This window comes from Streptomyces sp. CG4 (assembly GCF_041080655.1).
Lineage (GTDB): Bacteria > Actinomycetota > Actinomycetes > Streptomycetales > Streptomycetaceae > Streptomyces.
The window spans coordinates 5,073,331-5,089,878 of record NZ_CP163525.1; the positions used below are offsets into that span (position 1 = coordinate 5,073,331).

At 70.8% G+C, this 16,548-nt stretch carries 11 protein-coding genes, 1 tRNA gene, 1 other RNA gene and 2 pseudogenes; 11 read left to right on the forward strand and 4 right to left on the reverse strand.

What is annotated here, in order from left to right; genetic code table 11:
* The first annotated feature begins 32 nt into the window (after positions 1–32).
* The 4 genes from AB5L52_RS22950 to AB5L52_RS22965 are packed head-to-tail and all read left to right on the forward strand — an operon-like array spanning position 33 to position 4,046.
* Positions 33–1,445: a class I adenylate-forming enzyme family protein gene (locus tag AB5L52_RS22950; protein WP_369365895.1), complete on the forward strand. Its 1,413-nt coding sequence runs from the start codon at positions 33–35 to the stop codon at positions 1,443–1,445.
* Between the two features lie 29 nt (positions 1,446–1,474).
* Entirely contained in the window at positions 1,475–2,200 is a 726-nt protein-coding gene (locus AB5L52_RS22955; protein ID WP_351016584.1) for an alpha/beta fold hydrolase, read from the forward strand.
* Positions 2,197–3,234: an aldo/keto reductase gene (locus AB5L52_RS22960; protein ID WP_369365897.1), complete on the forward strand. Its 1,038-nt coding sequence runs from the start codon at positions 2,197–2,199 to the stop codon at positions 3,232–3,234. The genes AB5L52_RS22955 and AB5L52_RS22960 overlap by 4 nt, the downstream gene beginning before the upstream one ends.
* Positions 3,231–4,046, forward strand: a complete 816-nt coding sequence (locus AB5L52_RS22965) for an AfsA-related hotdog domain-containing protein (protein ID WP_369365899.1) — start codon at positions 3,231–3,233, stop codon at positions 4,044–4,046. Before AB5L52_RS22960 ends, AB5L52_RS22965 begins: the two co-directional genes overlap by 4 nt.
* Positions 4,047–4,183: 137 nt before the next feature.
* Here AB5L52_RS22965 and AB5L52_RS22970 read toward each other — a convergent pair whose 3' ends face one another.
* On the reverse strand, positions 4,184–6,556 hold the full coding sequence (locus AB5L52_RS22970; protein ID WP_369365901.1) for a helicase C-terminal domain-containing protein: 2,373 nt from the start codon (positions 6,554–6,556) through the stop codon (positions 4,184–4,186).
* A 508-nt stretch (positions 6,557–7,064) separates the two neighbouring features.
* On the opposite strand from AB5L52_RS22970, the gene AB5L52_RS22975 reads away from it, so the two are divergent.
* The 3 genes from AB5L52_RS22975 to AB5L52_RS22985 all read left to right on the forward strand — a co-directional run bounded on the left by AB5L52_RS22975 (position 7,065) and on the right by AB5L52_RS22985 (position 9,680).
* A complete protein-coding gene (locus tag AB5L52_RS22975; protein ID WP_369365903.1) occupies positions 7,065–7,667 on the forward strand; it encodes a hypothetical protein in 603 nt (200 codons plus the stop codon).
* Between the two features lie 541 nt (positions 7,668–8,208).
* On the forward strand, positions 8,209–8,538 hold the full coding sequence (locus tag AB5L52_RS22980; RefSeq protein WP_351571087.1) for a hypothetical protein: 330 nt from the start codon (positions 8,209–8,211) through the stop codon (positions 8,536–8,538).
* 737 nt (positions 8,539–9,275) lie between these two features.
* Positions 9,276–9,680, forward strand: a complete 405-nt coding sequence (locus tag AB5L52_RS22985; RefSeq protein ID WP_351571090.1) for a Ser-Thr-rich GPI-anchored membrane family protein — start codon at positions 9,276–9,278, stop codon at positions 9,678–9,680.
* Positions 9,681–9,833: 153 nt separating this feature from the next.
* Here AB5L52_RS22985 and AB5L52_RS22990 read toward each other — a convergent pair whose 3' ends face one another.
* Both AB5L52_RS22990 and AB5L52_RS22995 read right to left on the reverse strand, forming a co-directional pair.
* Complete coding sequence (locus tag AB5L52_RS22990; protein ID WP_369365906.1) at positions 9,834–10,259, reverse strand: hypothetical protein; 426 nt, start codon at positions 10,257–10,259, stop codon at positions 9,834–9,836.
* 86 nt (positions 10,260–10,345) lie between these two features.
* A pseudogene (locus tag AB5L52_RS22995) lies at positions 10,346–11,371 on the reverse strand (DUF1152 domain-containing protein); the annotation flags it as partial.
* A gap of 27 nt (positions 11,372–11,398) precedes the next feature.
* Between AB5L52_RS22995 and AB5L52_RS23000 the strand changes: the two are divergent.
* Positions 11,399–11,896: pseudogene (locus AB5L52_RS23000) on the forward strand (tyrosine-type recombinase/integrase); the annotation flags it as partial.
* A gap of 64 nt (positions 11,897–11,960) precedes the next feature.
* Here AB5L52_RS23000 and AB5L52_RS23005 read toward each other — a convergent pair.
* Positions 11,961–12,048 (reverse strand) — tRNA-Ser (locus tag AB5L52_RS23005).
* A gap of 120 nt (positions 12,049–12,168) precedes the next feature.
* On the opposite strand from AB5L52_RS23005, the gene ffs reads away from it, so the two are divergent.
* From ffs to purD, 3 genes are all read left to right on the forward strand, one after another.
* Positions 12,169–12,265, forward strand: an RNA gene (gene ffs / locus AB5L52_RS23010) — signal recognition particle sRNA small type.
* Positions 12,266–12,303: 38 nt separating this feature from the next.
* Positions 12,304–14,736 carry a DNA polymerase III subunit gamma and tau gene (locus AB5L52_RS23015; RefSeq protein ID WP_369365908.1) on the forward strand — a complete coding sequence of 811 codons (2,433 nt, stop codon included), beginning with the start codon at positions 12,304–12,306 and terminating at the stop codon, positions 14,734–14,736.
* Positions 14,737–15,208: 472 nt separating this feature from the next.
* A complete protein-coding gene (gene purD / locus AB5L52_RS23020) occupies positions 15,209–16,477 on the forward strand; it encodes a phosphoribosylamine--glycine ligase (protein ID WP_351016569.1) in 1,269 nt (422 codons plus the stop codon).
* Positions 16,478–16,548: the final 71 nt, after the last annotated feature.

Here is a 16,548-nt window from a genome sequence, read left to right on the forward strand (position 1 = left end):
CCGCGGAACTGCTGAAGAGGAGACCGTCCGTCATGCCGATCCATGCCCTGGCCGCCCCGGCCCTGGAGATCACCCGCGACGACGTCGTCGCCCTGCTGTCCCGTACCGTCGACCTCAGCCACCCGCACGGCACCGGCGACGCGCCGGACTTCGACGACGTCCTCGCCGACGTCCAGAGCCTGCGACTGGCCGAGGGAACCCCCGTCGTCATCGCCCTGTCCAACGGGGCGCACCTGCTCAAGCAGTACTTCGCCGTGCTGCTCAGCGGCTGTGTCCCGCTGGCGGTGTCCCCCTCGACCTCCTCGGCGCGGATCGCCGCGCTCGCCGGGCACCTCAAGGCGGGCGCCCTGATCGCCGCCCGGATCGATCCCGCCCGCTACGGCGTGGACACGGTCCACCGGGCCGGCGCCGAGGAAGCGGTCCTGCTCCCCATGGGCGGACCGCAGGGCGCCTACCGGGCGGGCGAGGTGCTCATGCTCACCTCGGGTACCTCCGGGATGTTCAGCGCCTGCCTGCACCGGCTGGACTCGTTGCTGCGCAACGCCCGCCGGCACAGCGCCGCCGTCGGTGTCCGGGCCGACGACCGACTGCTGATCAGCCTGCCCCTGTACTACTCGTACGCGATCGTCGCCCAGGCGATGACCGCGCTGGTCACCGGTGCCGGGCTGGTGATCTCCGGTCCGCCCTTCAACCCCGCCGCCTACCGCGCGACCATCGAGCGCCACGGCATCACCTCGTCCTCCGTCACCCCGACGATCGCCCGGCAACTGCTGGAGATCGGCGCAGTACTGCCCGCGCCGCTGCGTTCGCTCGCCGTCGGGGGCGACCGTCTGACGCCCGGCCATGTCTCCGGGCTGCTGGACCTCAACCCCGGTGGCGAGCTGTACCTCACCTACGGACTCACCGAGGCCGGCCCACGGGTGGCCACCCTGGCGGCCCACACCGAACCCGCCCACCGCCACGCCTCGGTCGGGCTGCCGCTGGACGACGTCACCGTCGCCCTGCGCGACACCGACGCCGACGGGGTGGGGGAACTGGTCGTGACCACCGATACCGCGCTGTTGCGCAAGGTGGGTCCCGCGGCGCGCCAGCCGCTGGTCGAACCGGGTGTGGTCGCCACCGGCGACCTCTTCAGCCGCGACGAGGACGGCTACCTGTACTACCAGGGGCGCCTCTCCGACTTCGTGGTGATCCGCGGCGAGAAGGTCTCCCTGTACTCGATCCGCCAGGCCGTGCAGACCGTGCCGGGCGTGGCCCGCTGCGTGCCGGTGGTCGGCCGGGACGACGACGGCGAGAACTGCGTCGACCTGGAGATCCACGCCTCCGAACCGGTACTGGTCACCGAGGCGATGGTGCGGGAGGCCCTCCGCCCCCTGCTGATGCGCAGCGAACGCCCCCGGCGCATCACGATCGTTCCCCTGGCCGCGACCGCGCAGCACAAGTGACTCCCGTAGCGGGAGAGAGGACCGGCACCGTGCCGAACAACGACCGTACCCAGCTCTTCTGCGTGCCCCACGCCGGCGGCTCCGCGGGGGTCTTCCGTCCCTGGCAGCGCAGCTTCCCCGAACACGTCGAGGTGGTCCCGCTGGAACCCGCGGGCCGCGGCGTGCGCCGCTCGGAGCCCTTCGCCACCGACCTGTCGGCCGCCGCGGCCGACCTGTGCGACACGCTGCTGGACCGGCTGACGGGCGACGACTTCGTGCTGCTCGGCCACTGCATGGGGGCGCTGCTGGCGTACGAGATGGTCTGCCACCTGGAACGCCAGGGGCTGAAGAGCCCGCGGACCCTCATCGTCTCCGGTCGCAACCCCCCGCATCTGCAGACCGCGTGGGGCAAGCGGGTGGCCGGGCTCCCCGACGACGAGCTCTTCGCCGAGCTCTCCTCGGTCGGGGGTGTCCCCAAGGGCCTGAGCCGCGCCATGGCCGAGGGTTTCCTGCACATCATCCGCAACGACCAGCGCATGGTGCACGCCTACACCCCGGCCCGCCCCGTGCACCGGATCGCCGTCCCGGTGCTCGTCCTGGCCGGCCGGGAGGACGAGATGACACAGGCGGACCAGCTTCCCCGCTGGTCGGACTACACCACCGGTCCCGTCGACGTCGAGTACCTGACCGGCGGTCACTACTTCCTCTACGACTGGCCGGAGCACGTCGCCGCGCGCGTGACCGCCACCGAGGCGCAGGGGGTCGCCACCGCATGAAGTACCGCTATCTCGGCACCACGGGCGTGCGCGTCAGCCAACTGTGCCTGGGCACGCTGATGTTCGGCGCCTGGGGTGACAACAGCGCCGACGACTCGATACGCATCATCGACCGGGCGATGGCCGCCGGCATCAACTACATCGACACCGCGGACTCCTACTCGCGCGGCGAGTCGGAGGAGATCCTCGGAAAGGCGCTGGCCCGGTCGGGTAGGCGGGACCGGGTGGTGCTGGCCACCAAGTGCCACGCGCCGATGGGAGTGGACCCCAACTCCCGTGGGAACAGCCGCCGTTGGATCCACCAGGCGGTGGACGCGAGCCTGCGACGGCTGGGGACGGACTGGATCGACATCTACCAGATGCACCGTCCGGACCCGCACACCGACATCGACGAGACGCTGGGCGCCCTCACCGACCTGGTACGCGCCGGGAAGATCCGCTACCTGGGCAGCTCGACGTTCCCGGCCCATCAGATCGTCGAGGCGCAGTGGACGGCGGAGCGGCGCCACCGGGAACGCTTCGTCACCGAACAGCCGCCGTACTCCCTGCTCGCCCGGGAGATCGAGGCCGATGTGCTGCCGGTGTGCCAGAAGTACGGGATGGGCGTGGCGACCTGGAGCCCACTCGCCGGCGGCTGGCTGACCGGCCGCTACCGCAAGGGCCAGGAGATCGCACCCACCCGCCGGGCGAACCGCTGGGGCAAGCGGTACGACATGTCGGCCGAGGCCAACCAGCGCAAGCTGGACGCGGTGGAGCAATTGGCCCTGCTGGCCGAGGAGTCCGGTCTCACGCTGATCGAACTCGCCCTGGCCTTCGTCATGGAACACCCCGGGGTCACCTCGGCGATCATCGGCCCCCGCACCATGGAGCAGCTGGAGAGCCAGCTGAGCGCCGCGGACGTCCGCCTCGGCCGGGACGTCCTCGACCGCATCGACGAGATCGTCCCACCGGGCCGCACCCTCAACGTGGAGGACGGCGGATGGCTGCCACCGGAGCTGAGCGAGGCGACGCTGCGGCGCCGGAGCGCGCGATGACGGCCCCCCAGGTGCACCGAGCACCGGCCGACCTCGACGATCCGGCCGCCGGATTCACGCCGGTCAACTGGGAGCAGACGGGCGAGTACCGGTTCACCGTCCGGCTGCGCTACCGGCAGGGCGAGCCGCCACTGGCCCTCGTGCACGCCGTGCGGCAGGCAGCGCTGCTGGTGGCCCACGAGGCGTACGGCGTACCGCGCGGCGACCACTGTGTCTTCCGGTCCCTGTCGTGCACCGTGCCGTCCGGGTCCCTCGCCGCGCCGGAACCGGGTACGGAGATCACGCTGCGGCTTGCCTGCCTGGAGCCGGATCTGCGCCGTGGCCGGCTCGTCGGCGCCCGGTTCCGGGCGGAGACGGCCGACGGCGAGCCGCCGGCAGGCCAGGCCGAGGTCGACTTCGCCTTCCTGTCACCGGCCGTCTACCGCTTCGTCCGGAATTCCTCCGGTAGCGGAGACAAGGCAGGGGAATCCGGGGAACCCAGCGAATCCGGCACAGGCGGCCACGAGTTCCGTCCCACTCCGGAGCAGTTGACGTTCCGCGGGAAGACGATGGATCACATCCCCGGCATGGTGCTGGCCGGCGCGGCCCTCGACGCGGCCCGCGCCGCGATGACCGGCTCAGGTCTCACCCCGACGGGCCTGACCTGCACGTTCACCGGCTACACGGTCCCCGACGAACTCTGCCGCTTCCACCTGCGCAACGCCGCCGCACCCACGGCGGACGACCCGGCGGAGGCACCGGGGAACGCCGTCGAGGTCTGGGCGCTCCAGTCCGGCAGACGGGTCTTCGAGGGCACGGTGCTCATCGGTTAGACACAGCCGCCCGCCAGGGCGGGCGAAGGCTCCGATCACATCGCGGTCGGAGCCTTCGTCGTTCTTCGCGCCGCGGCCCCGGCTGACCGCAGCTCCCGCACCCCGCTGCCGGGGCTGCACGGTCGGTGGTGCCCTGGCTACGCGGGCATGACACCGTGAATGCGGGAGAGCGTGAAGACGCGTTCGTCGTCGCGCAGATGGCACCAGGCGTACAGGTAGGGCGGGTCGAGATCGAGTTCGCTGAGGGTGCGTACGGTGCGGCTGCCCGAGGCGGCCACGTACTCAATCGTGATGGGCAGGCCGTCGTCGATGGCATGGGCCAGTTGCCGGACGTCGGCCAGGGCCAGCCGGCGCGCGTGCCCGGACACGATTTCCTCGGTATCGGTGCCGAAGGGGATTCCGCTCGCCGGATCGGGTTCCGGTGCGGTGGGTGGGGCAGCCCGCAATGTGGCGGCCAGGGCACCCACGTCGACGGCGGCCAGGGACCCCTGTGTACGGGCGCTCGCGCCCTGGCGGCTTGACGCGCCGCCGGGCGCACGGGGGTGCGGTACCGGGGTGACGGCGCGGCGGTGCCGGTTCTGTTCCACGCGTACGGTCCCGTCGGCGCCCTCGGCGACGGGTGCGTAGCCCGCCGCTCGGAGCGCGGCGATGGTCTTGTCGAGCGGGGTGCGGCTGACCAGCACGGTCGGTGCCAACAGCCGTAGGCCGAGGCCGGCGAGCTTTCGGTGGGCGGCGAGTTCGGCGAGGAGGGCGGGTTCTTCGCCGTGGATCACGCAGGCCGCGGACGTGACGCGCATCCGGCCGTGGCTGCGCGCGGTGTCGTCGATCAGGTACGACAGCGGCTGAGGGAGGGCGCCGACGGCGACGGCGGTCAGGTCGGCCGCGATGGCTTCGGGGGTACGGCCGGTGTCCAGGGCGCGGCGGACGGACCCCGGGCTGAAGCGCCACACCGACGCCGTGCCGCCGACCTCCCTGTCCGCGACGGCATCCAGGAGCGCGGCGAGCCCGGCGGAAGGCGTGCCGGTCACGACGGCGGTGAGGTCGGCGCCGAAGTGGGCGGTCCTGGTGGCCGTGGGCAGCAGGCGCCGACAAGCCGCGGCCAAGGCTTCGGCGTCGTCGGCCCGCACAGCGGCACCGATGCCGGACAGGGCGCCGCGGCCGACGACTCCGAGTAGTTCCGCTTCTCGTGCCAGGGTGGCGAAGGGCGTGCCGTCCTGGGGGAGTTGATCGGCGAGCGGCCGGTACCAGGCGACCAGCGGCCCCAGTTCCGCCGCGCTCTTCGCCCCCCGGCCCGCCGGGAGGTGCGCTGCGGCGGTGAGAAGCCCGTCCCGGGCCTGCGCACAGCCCTCGCAGGGCGGTGTTCCGGCGAGTGCGGGCAGTACCTTGCCCTCTTCGTCGCGGGCCTGGGTCGGGGTGAGCGGCAGCGTCCGCCACGCCTGGAGCAGCACGGCGAGCTGCTCCGCCGGTTCCCGCTCCGCCCAGGCGTCGTAGCCCTTCGTCGCCGCGACCTGGCTGCCGTCCCGGGCGAGCAGCCCGGCGTGGTACGCCGCCTCCAGAGCGAGGCGTACGACGATGTCGTCGCACTGCGCCGCCTTGCCGATCCGCGACAGCTCACGCGCCCCGACCCCACCGGACTTCAGCCGGGTCACAGGAGAGGCGGAGCACACCGCGAGGACCGAAGCGGCGTGAGCGGCGAACGCCGTGGCCGCGGCCGCCGCCTCCCGGTCCACGTCCGCCGAGGAGACGGGCGTCGAACGCACCGGGGGCGGGACGGGCGCGAACGGAGCGTGCCACGCGGCCCCGCGCAGGGCGAGCGCCACCTCGGCCGGCATACGGGTGGCTCCGTACCGGCGGTGGTCCTGGACGAGCAGTCCCCGCTCCAGCGCCCAGCGCGCACCCGGCTCGGAGTCGGCGTGCGGGATTCCGGGGACCCCGAGGACGGCGAACTCCGCCTGGGACTCGGGTTGTCCGGTCTCATGACCCGCCAGCCGCTCAAGTAGTTCCCGGGTGACCGCAGGCGCCCCGGCCACCATCGCGGCGACCCGCTCCGGATCGCTGTAGTGATCCACGAGGGCCGTCAGCCGCTGCTGTCTGGTGTTGCCGGTTGTCCGTACGCCCAGGGCCACCAGCATGCGGCGCAGTTCCTCGGAGGTCGTGTCCGCCAGCAGCCGGGCGAGCGGCGCGTCCAGTCCCAGCGGCGTCCGCCATGCCTGCCGCAACGGTGCCGCCATATGCAGAAGCCCCTCGCCGTCCGGCCAGACCAGCGCGTGATCGGCCAGCGTTCCGAGGGCTTCCTCCAGCCCGGCGGTGCTCTCCGCTGCGGACACACCCAGAAGATCTCCCAGTGCGGCACGTGGAGTCGGCCCCAGCGCCGCCAGCGCCTCGGCCACCTGCAGGTGTGGCAGCGCGAGCCCGGGCAGCACGAGCGCCACCGACGCCGGGCGCTGGAGCCGGTCCGCCAGTTCACCGAAGGATCGTGGCTCCGGCGGCGACACGGCGTCCCCGCGCATGGCGAGGACCCGCTCCAGCCGGGAGACTTCGAGGCCGCTCAGCCACGTGGTCAGTGTTGATCCGCTGGGCTTACCGATGGGGGCACCTCACGAGAACGAGCACCGTTCGCTTCAGGACCGCAACCGGTCCTGCACAGGACACCAGAATGGCGCATGCCGCGGGCCGCCCGCGTCCCGCAGCAACAAAAACCCGCTTCTGTGCGGATACCGAAGACCCCGGCCGCTGAGCGGACCGGGGTCTTCGTATCGCCTGTCAAGGCGGCTGCGGAGGATACGAGATTCGAACTCGTGAGGGGTTGCCCCCAACACGCTTTCCAAGTCTGTTGGTGGTCCCGGGGGCATCGAACATGGCCGTTCACCTGGGTTCATGGGCGGCCGCTCGTGAGGGTGGCGAGCGCCGTCGGTCTCGTCTGAACGGCCATGAACGGCGCTGAATGAGACGGAAACTGAGACGGACCCGCGCGTAACCCGGGTGACGGTGGGCTGCGATCGACGCTACCGTGCGGCGGTGATCAGCAATGAGGGAGTACGTCTGGGTGCGGAGGCCGCACGGCGCTTGGCGCAGACAGGGCTCTACGAGTTCGAGTCAGGACTGACGGATGCCGAGTTCGAGCGCATCGAGCAGGAGTTCGGGTTCGAGTTCGCGGACGATCACCGCGCGTTCCTTGCGGCGGGCCTTCCAGTCAACGTGCCTCCCGAGGAGGGGCAGACCTGGTCCAAGCCCTGGCCCGAGTGGCGCAGCGGCGATCCGGAAAGGTTGCGCGATCAGCTCGGCTGGCCGGTCGAGGGCGTTCTCTTCGACGTCGAGCGCAACGCATTCTGGCACGAGGCATGGGGTGAGCGTCCGGCTGATGCCGCGGCTGCCCTGGCCACTGCACAGCGTCGTCTTCCAGATGTGCCGTTGCTTGTGCCGGTGTACGGCCACCGGTACCTTCCTGCCGGCCGGGGAAGCTTCGGGCATCCGGTGCTCTCGGTGTGGCAGACCGACATCATCTACTACGGGCTGGACCTGGTCGACTACATGCACCAGGAGTTCGACGAGGCACGAAGCGATGTCGACGAGACCTGGGACCCGAGAGCAACAGTCCCCTTCTGGCGCGACCTTCTCTGAGTTCTGAGACCTGCGGAGACCGGCGGGCGTCCTTAGCTTGGGAAGCTTGGGTCTTCTGGCGGCATTTGCTGTGTTGACCTGCGGCGGAGTCGTGTTGGAGCCCAGGTCGCCTTTGTGGCCAGTCTCCGCTGTTCCCCGTGGGTCCCCGCATGATCTGGTATGCGAATGGCACGACCCGTTCGCTCCGGAGAACCCTGGGCGGAAGCTCGGTCTTGAGGGTCTGATCCACAGCCGACGACAGTCAGCCACGATGGCGGGTCCGCCGACCGGTCAGGCGCGCGCATGCTTCGCTGTCTGTGTAGGCACCTGCCGTCCGGGCCCAGGTTGGCGACACGAGCAGGACTGCCCCGAGGATCGTGGCAACGAACAGCCGTCGTCTTGTAGGTCGTCTGACCTGCGGGGTTCTTCACCGCAGTTCCCAACCCATAAGGGTCACGATGTCGCTCGAATGGGCTAACGCGTATGGCGTGTGCATATGCCTCAGGCCAGCCTGATGGCGGAGGGGAGCCACCAGACGGGGGAAGAGAAGAGGAGTAGTGCAATGTCGAAGGACAAGAAGCCGACCAGGCTCAAGGCCAGTGACGCGACGGGCCACATTGGCCGGCTGGCTGGCGACACGGTCCTCTGCCGCCTCACGGACGCGGACGGCGAGGGCGTCGAGGGCGAGATGATCCACTTCTACGTCGGCGGCAAGGAGGTCGCCACCGACCTCACCGATGCCAATGGCGAGGTGCACACCAACGCCGGGCAGCACGCCGGACAGCCTCTGGAGTGGGTCCAGGCGCTCTCCAGTGGCTACACGGTCGAATTCGAAGGCGACCACAAGTACAAGCCCTCACGTGCCACCGCCGGTGTCGGCGTTGGCTTCTGAGGTGACAGGTCCCAGCTCGGCATGGCCACGGCCCGGCGGTAGTCCCGGAGCTACAGGCGGGCCTGGCTGCCTCATCGTGGTGTGCGGTGTTGACACCCCCAGACACCCTGACACCACGCGGTAGACGTGCCGGATCTGTGTCATGGCCGGTCGGGTCTGTGCCCGGCCGGCCGTTTCGCGGACCTAGCGCTCAAGGACGCGATCCGGTCGAGCAGGTCGAGGGGAACAGCGGCCATGGCTGGCGCGACTCTGATCGAAAACGTCGGCTGCTGCTGCCCACCTCACACGCTTTCGAAGTCTGTTGGTGGCTCGTAAAGCCACGTGCAGGGGCGTTCACCTGCGTTCATGGTCGGCCGGCCGCCGACGCGGGCATGGCTTGGGGTCTCGCCTGAACGGCCGTGAACGGAGCTGGATGAGACGGAAACGGCCTCGCTACCCGCCTGCCCTAGCCGAGAACCGCGTTTCCGTGGGCCTCAGCCGACGAACGTCAACCACGATGGCGAGTGCGGCGAACGATTGGGCGCGCGTGTGCCTCGCTGCACCCCCAGCGGCCGCAGCCGCGCTATCGGGCTTTGTCGTCGACGACAGCAAGCCGCGATGGCTGGCACCCCCAACGCGCACGGTGGATGCCTCGTGCGGGTGAGACGCGGCGGCGGAAGGGTTGTCAACAAGACCGCGACGGTAGGCACCCGTGGCAGGGCCGAGACCGCCACGACGTTGAAAGAAAGAAGGTAGCCATGGTTTCAGTGCTGCCGACCGGCCGGGGTCGCTCGCTGTCGCGGATCGCAGTCGTACTCGCGTTGAGTGCGTTCGTCACGCTCGGTACGACCGTGGCGGAGGCGCCCGCCGTCGAATCATTCACGATCAACACCCCCACGAACGTCGTGGTCTGCCAGCCTGTCCTGATCACTTGGTCGGGCGGAGAGGCGCCGTACTCCCTGACGATTCTGCCTGGCTCGCAACCCGGTGCAGCACCGTTGCGGGATCTCGGCCAGCAGGATGGGACCTCGTACACGTGGACGGCTGACCTTCCGGCGGGGACGAGCGTGGGACTGACCCTCAAGGACAGCACAGGCCAAGTTGCCCAGAGCGCCCCATTCACCATCAATGACGGCCCTGACCACAGTTGTGTTCGTCCATAGGCTCGCTGCTGTACGACCCCTGAAACGCCAGTGGCCCCGGAATGATCCGGGGCTTCTGATCTGTGTGCACTCGGCAGGATTCGAACCTGCAACCTTCTGATCCGTAGCTCTACAGAGACGGGTCATTGAAGGTCATACAGGCTGCCGGGAGGCTCATGAGGGCCGGTGTGGGGCGCTGCCGGTTGCTGTGGTTGCGGTACTGCGCTGCTGTACAGAGCCTGCCCGACCGGCCTGGGCGGTCACCCAGTCCAGAAGCGCGTCCGCCAGATCGGAAAGGGATCTTCCCTCGCCCAGAAGGACAAAGCGGCAGTCGAGATGGTCTCCTGGATTGTGCGGGTTCAGGGTGCCACAGCGCAGACCTGTACGGTCGATCTGTCCGCCCAGGCAGGTACTCCCGAGTCGCGTCCACACCAGCAGGCCCTCTGTCCATAGCACTTCGGTGGGGAAGTCCACGCAAAAGTCTTCAGGTTCCGGCGCTCCACTCGGCCAGCTTGTGACGCGGGCCGCCAGGTGTTCGACCACTGGCCGCCAGTCTTCGCCGAACTCCCAGTCTGCGAGATAGTCATCGAACGTGCTCATCTGGCTAGTGAATCAGTGCTAGGAGAGCGGTGGGGTGATCTCACGCCTGAGCAGCGGCTTCGCCGACCCAGATCAAGATTCACCGTGATGCGCCACAGAGACGCGTCGTACTGCTCCGGACGGCTGTTGAGGAGCAGCTCGCGTAGATCGTGGCGCTGGTTGCCGTTGAGGTTCAGGGCCTCGGTGATGTGGCGGAACGTCGTGTGGGTGACTCCGCGGCTTCGGGCCTCGGCCTCGAACTGGTCGAGCTGAGGCAGGATCGCTTCGGGGTCCATCGGCACCGATGGCTGGTCCTTGAGCCATGAGGCCTTGTTGCGCTCGTAGTCGATCTCCGAGAAACCGCAGACTTCACGGCTGTACGCCTCGACCTCGTCCAGTGTCGTGGTCGTCAAGATGGAGCGGGCAAGCTGGTTGCGGCTCAACGCTTGGTCCAGGTCGACCTCATGGACCGTCGGCCCTTCGTCAGTCAGCGGAACGGGAAGGCCGGCATCCCGCACCTCGCAAGTACCCCGTACTCCTCGCGCCGTGGCCGCGAGCATCCCGGTTGCCTCGGAGGGGTGCCACTCCAGGACGGAGCCGATCGGCTCCACGTCCCCTGTCGTGAAGGTGTGCACGAGGGGGCCCAGCAAGCCGCGAAGATCGTCTGCCGGGAGTTCACCGTCCAAGCCTGGGCCTGTCACCAACAGCCGGATGGCCGTGTTTACCTGGCAGCACGCGGCCAAGGTGAGGGCATCGGCAAGGGGACTCTTCAGCGTCGGCTCATCGCCTCGCGCGAGGATGTCACCCCCCACGTCCAGGAGGTCAATCGACTCCGGGCCCAAGTGACTGACCAGCTCTTCGAGTTGGCGCGTGATGCCCTCGGCGCCGTGGTGGGGGCCGATCAGGGCGAAGGCGTGCGGGAGTTCTGCGGCGAGTCGGGGGAGCGTCGATCCCGCTGGAGCGATCGGGCGGGCCGTGGCCGACACCGACCAGACGGCGGGTGTCATGGGTTCGAGGCCCGTGAAGTCGGCCACTCCTCGTGGGCCCGGTAGTGGGTCGATCAGGAGGCGGTCCCACGCGTACGTGAAGATCACCGCATTGCCATCGTCGCCGTACAGGGCGGCATCGAGCATTGCGGCGGCGACCGCGTCGCCCCCTCCTGTGGCCGTAAGGCCGGCTACTGCCCCCAGCGGCAGCAGATCCGACGCGAGCACAAGAACACCAAGTCCCGTGCCGGACGGCGCACCATCGGTCTCCCGGACCCGCTGATCAAGCTCCTCCGGTATCACCAGGAGGAGCAGGAGCGGGAGCGGGCCGAAGCCGGTACCGACTGGGAGGACAAGGGCTGTGTCTTCGCCTCGCCGGTCGGCGAGCCTCTCAGCCCCAACACCGACTACCACGTCTGGAAGCAGCTCCTGCGGGACGCTGGCGTACGGGACGGGCGCCTCCACGACGCTCGCCACACCGCCGCGACCGTGCTCCTGATCCTCGGCGTCCCGGACGTCGTGATCGACGCGATCATGGGCTGGGAGCCTGGGGGAGCGGCACGGATGCGCGCCCGCTACGTGCATGTGACCGGCGTCATGCTCCGGAAGGTCGCTCAGCAAGTCGGAGACGCCCTGTGGGCGGCGCCTGGAGCGGGCCAGGAAGCCAACTGAGACGGAAACTGAGACGGGCAAACGCCAGAGGGCCGGACCACTTTCATGGTCCGGCCCTCTGAGCTGGCGGAGGATACGAGATTCGAACTCGTGAGGGGTTGCCCCCAACACGCTTTCCAAGCGTGCGCCCTAGGCCTCTAGGCGAATCCTCCGCCGGAAACATTACATGACCGAGGGGAGTGCTCGCGAACTCGTTCCCGCAGGCCTGGATCGGGTGTGGCGGTGGCCGGTGATCGGGTACTGACCGCGGGCCGGGATCGGGTACTGTGGGGCACAGCCCCTCACGCGGCGCTATCTGACTGAACTCCCCCAGGGCCGGAAGGCAGCAAGGGTAGGTCGGCTCTGGCGGGTGCGTGGGGGGCCCTTGTTTTCCCGGGTTGTCAGTGGGCGCCTATAACCTCGTAGGCGTGTCGTCTCTCGCGCTGTACCGCCGCTATCGCCCGGAGACCTTTGCCGAGGTCATCGGGCAGGAGCATGTCACCGACCCGCTGCAGCAGGCGCTGCGGAACAACCGGGTCAATCACGCGTACCTGTTCAGCGGTCCGCGCGGCTGCGGCAAGACGACCAGCGCGCGCATCCTCGCCCGCTGTCTGAACTGTGAGCAAGGTCCCACTCCGACCCCGTGCGGCGAGTGCCAGTCCTGCCGCGACCTCGCGCGGAACGGACCGGGCTCCATCGACGTCATCGAGATCGACGCGGCTTCGCACGGTGGTGTGGACGACGCCCGTGAGCTGCGCGAGAAGGCGTTCTTCGGCCCCGCGAGCAGCCGGTACAAGATCTACATCATCGACGAGGCCCACATGGTCACGTCGGCCGGCTTCAACGCGCTGCTGAAGGTCGTCGAGGAGCCGCCGGAGCACCTCAAGTTCATCTTCGCCACGACCGAGCCCGAGAAGGTCATCGGCACCATCCGGTCCCGGACCCATCACTACCCCTTCCGGCTGGTCCCGCCCGGCACCCTGCGGGACTACCTCGCCGAGGTGTGCGGGCAGGAGAACATCCCGGTCGAGGACGGCGTCCTCCCGCTCGTCGTGCGCTCCGGCGCCGGGTCCGTGCGTGACTCCATGTCCGTCATGGACCAGCTCCTCGCCGGTGCCGGCGAGGAGGGTGTGACGTATGCCATGGCCACCTCCCTCCTCGGCTACACCGACGGCTCGCTGCTCGACTCCGTCGTCGAGGCCTTCGCCACCGGTGACGGGGCCGCCGCCTTCGAGGTCGTGGACCGCATCATCGAGGGGGGCAACGACCCGCGCCGTTTCGTCGCCGACCTGCTGGAGCGGCTGCGGGACCTGGTGATCCTCGCCGCCGTTCCGGACGCCGTGGAGAAGGGGCTCATCGACGCCCCGGCCGACGTCCTGGAGCGCATGCAGGCCCAGGCCGCCACCTTCGGCGCGGCCGAGCTGAGCCGCGCCGCCGACCTCGTCAACGAGGGCCTGACGGAGATGCGCGGCGCCACCTCGCCCCGCCTCCAGCTGGAACTGATCTGCGCCCGCGTGCTCCTCCCCGCCGCCTACGGCGACGAGCGCTCGATGATGGCTCGCCTGGACCGCCTCGAACGCGGCGTCAACTTCTCGGGCGGCGCAAACGCCCCCGCCATGGGGTACGTCCCCGGTCCCGAGGCCCATGGCGCCGGTGCCCCCGTCCCACCGGGCGGCGGCCCGGCGGCGGCCCGCGCGGCCGTACGGGCGTCCAACGGTCCGGGGGCGGGTGCGCCGGGGGTTGGTTCTCCGGGTGTAGGCGGTCCAGGCGTAGGTGGTCCTGGTGCCGGTGGTCCCGGTGCAGGTGGTCCTGCTGCGGGCGGCCCCGGTGTCGGTGGTCCCGGTTCCGTCGGTGGTCCAGCTCCGGCTGCTCCCGCGCCCCCGGCCCCTGTGGCCCCCGCAGCTCCTACGGCCCCCACGGCTCCGTCGGCGCCCGCACCGGCCCCGGAATCCGCACCGGCAGCGGCATCGGCCACCCCGGCGACCCCCGCTGCCCAGCCCCCGACGCCGCCCGCCGCGCCCCCCTCCGCCCCGCCCTCCGGCGCACCCGGTGCCTGGCCCACCGCCGCTGCCGCCGGAAGCGGTCGACGTCCTGGCGGCTGGCCCACGGCCGCCGCTCCGGCGGGCGGACAGCAGAGCCAGGCTCCCGCCCAGCCGCAGCACCAGGCGGCGGGCCCCACGCCGACGGCTCCCGCGGACCCTGCCCCTGCCCCTGCCCCGGCAGCGGCTGCGGCGACCGGTGGCCTCGACCCCCGCATGCTCTGGCCGAACATCCTGGAGGCCGTCAAGAACCGCCGCCGCTTCACCTGGATCCTGCTCAGCCAGAACGCGCAGGTGACCGGCTTCGACGGCACCACTCTCCAGCTCGGCTTCGTGAACGCCGGTGCCCGTGACAACTTCGCCGGCAGCGGCAGCGAGGACGTGCTGCGGGCGGCGCTGGCCGAGCAGTTCAACGTCCAGTGGAAGATCGAAGCGGTCGTCGACCCGTCCGGCGGCGGATCCGCACCCCCGTCCAGCGGTGGTGGCTCGGGCTTCGGCGGCGGGGGCGGGTACGGCAGCACACCCGCCGGAGGCGGTTACGGCGGCGCACCCGCCGCGGGTGGCGGTGGCTACGGCGCCCCGGCAGCCCCCCGTCCCGCGGCTCCCCAGCCGGCCGCCCCGCAACCCTCCGCGTCCCCGCAGCCCAGCCCCGCGGCGGCTCCGTCGGCACCCACCCCGCCCGCTCCCCGGCCCACGACCGCCCCCGAGGACGACATCCCCGAGGACGACGACCCGGACCTGGACGAGTCGGCCCTCTCCGGCACCCAACTGATCGTGCGGGAGCTGGGCGCCACGGTGATGGAGGAGTTCTCGAACGAGTAGTCCCGGTGAGCCAGGGCGACGCCCCGGCTCACCGGGACGGGGCGAGCAGCTGCCGAGACGGGAGCGAGTTGCCCCGGAGCCGGAGCGAGGAGCCGCGCCCGAGTCGGGAACGGGTGGCCGACCGAGCCGACCCGGCACGGGTGGCCGACCGAGCCGAGTTTCCCTGTGCGGTTCGGCACCGCACCGCACACACCAGCCCCGAAGGGCACGCTCCCAGCCAGCGGAGCCGACTCTCCCCGCGCGGGCCCACACCGTCCCCACCCCCACTCCACCTCCACCCCCCACTCCGCCCCTCACCCCACCCCCCAACGGCACCCTCCCAGCCGACCGAGTCGGGTGGGCGGGTGGGCGAGAGCGGGGACTGCGGCGCGGAGCCCCCAGGGGCGGTCACATCGGCATCGCGACCCCTTGGAGGAAAGCCCGATAAACCCGGCTCCCAAGCTTCGGCAACCTTGCCATTAGGCTGGCCCCCGTGAAGGTCCTCGTCATCGGCGGCGGCGCCCGCGAACACGCCCTGTGCCGCTCCCTGTCCCTCGACCCCGACGTCACCGCGCTGCACTGCGCCCCCGGCAACGCCGGCATCGCCGAGGTGGCCGAGCTGCACCCGGTCGACGCGCTCGACGGCAAGGCGGTGGCCGGGCTGGCCGCAGGCCTGGGCGCCGATCTGGTCGTCGTAGGCCCGGAGGCGCCGCTGGTCGCCGGGGTGGCCGACGCCGTCCGCGCGGTGGGCATCCCGGTGTTCGGCCCCTCGCGGGAGGCCGCGCAGCTGGAGGGCTCCAAGGCCTTCGCCAAGGACGTCATGGCGGCGGCCGGGGTGCCGACCGCCCGCTCCTACGTGTGCACGACGGCCGAGGAGGTCGCCGAGGCCCTCGACGCGTTCGGCGCGCCCTTCGTGGTCAAGGACGACGGCCTCGCCGCCGGCAAGGGTGTCGTCGTCACCGATGACCTGGATGCCGCTCAGGCGCACGCCGCCGGCTGCGACCGGGTCGTCATCGAGGAGTTCCTCGACGGCCCCGAGGTGTCCCTCTTCGCGATCACCGACGGGGAGACGGTCGTACCGCTCCAGCCCGCCCAGGACTTCAAGCGCGCCCTGGACGGCGACGCGGGCCCGAACACCGGCGGCATGGGTGCCTACTCGCCGTTGCCGTGGGCCGAGCCGAAGCTGGTCGAGGAGGTGCTGGAGACGGTCCTGCAGCCGACCGTGGACGAGCTGCACCGGCGCGGCACCCCGTTCTCCGGTCTGCTCTACGCCGGTCTGGCGATCACCAGCCGCGGTGTCCGGGTGATCGAGTTCAACGCCCGTTTCGGTGACCCGGAGACCCAGGTCGTGCTGGCCCGGCTGAAGACCCCGCTGGCCGGTGTCCTGCTCGCCGCCGCGAACGGCACCCTCGCCGATCTGCCGCCCCTGCGCTGGAGCGAGGACGCGGCCGTTACCGTCGTCGTCGCCTCGCACAACTACCCCGGCACCCCCCGCACCGGTGACCCCATCACCGGTCTGGACGAGGTGACCGCCGAGGACGCCCCGCACGCGTACGTCCTGCACGCCGGGACGAAGCGGAACGGCGACGCGGTCGTCAGCGCGGGCGGGCGGGTGCTGTCCGTCACCGCCACCGGCAAGGACCTGACCGAGGCGCGCGAGCGGGCGTACCGGGCGGTGGGCCGGATCCGTCTGGACGGCTCCCAGCACCGCACCGACATCGCCGCGAAGGCGGCGCAGGCCGCGCCGGCGGCAACCGCCTGACCTGCCCTCTCCTGATCCAGGCCCCGGACCTCCGAATCCGGGGCCTGATCTTTGCTGTCTGTCACCCACCT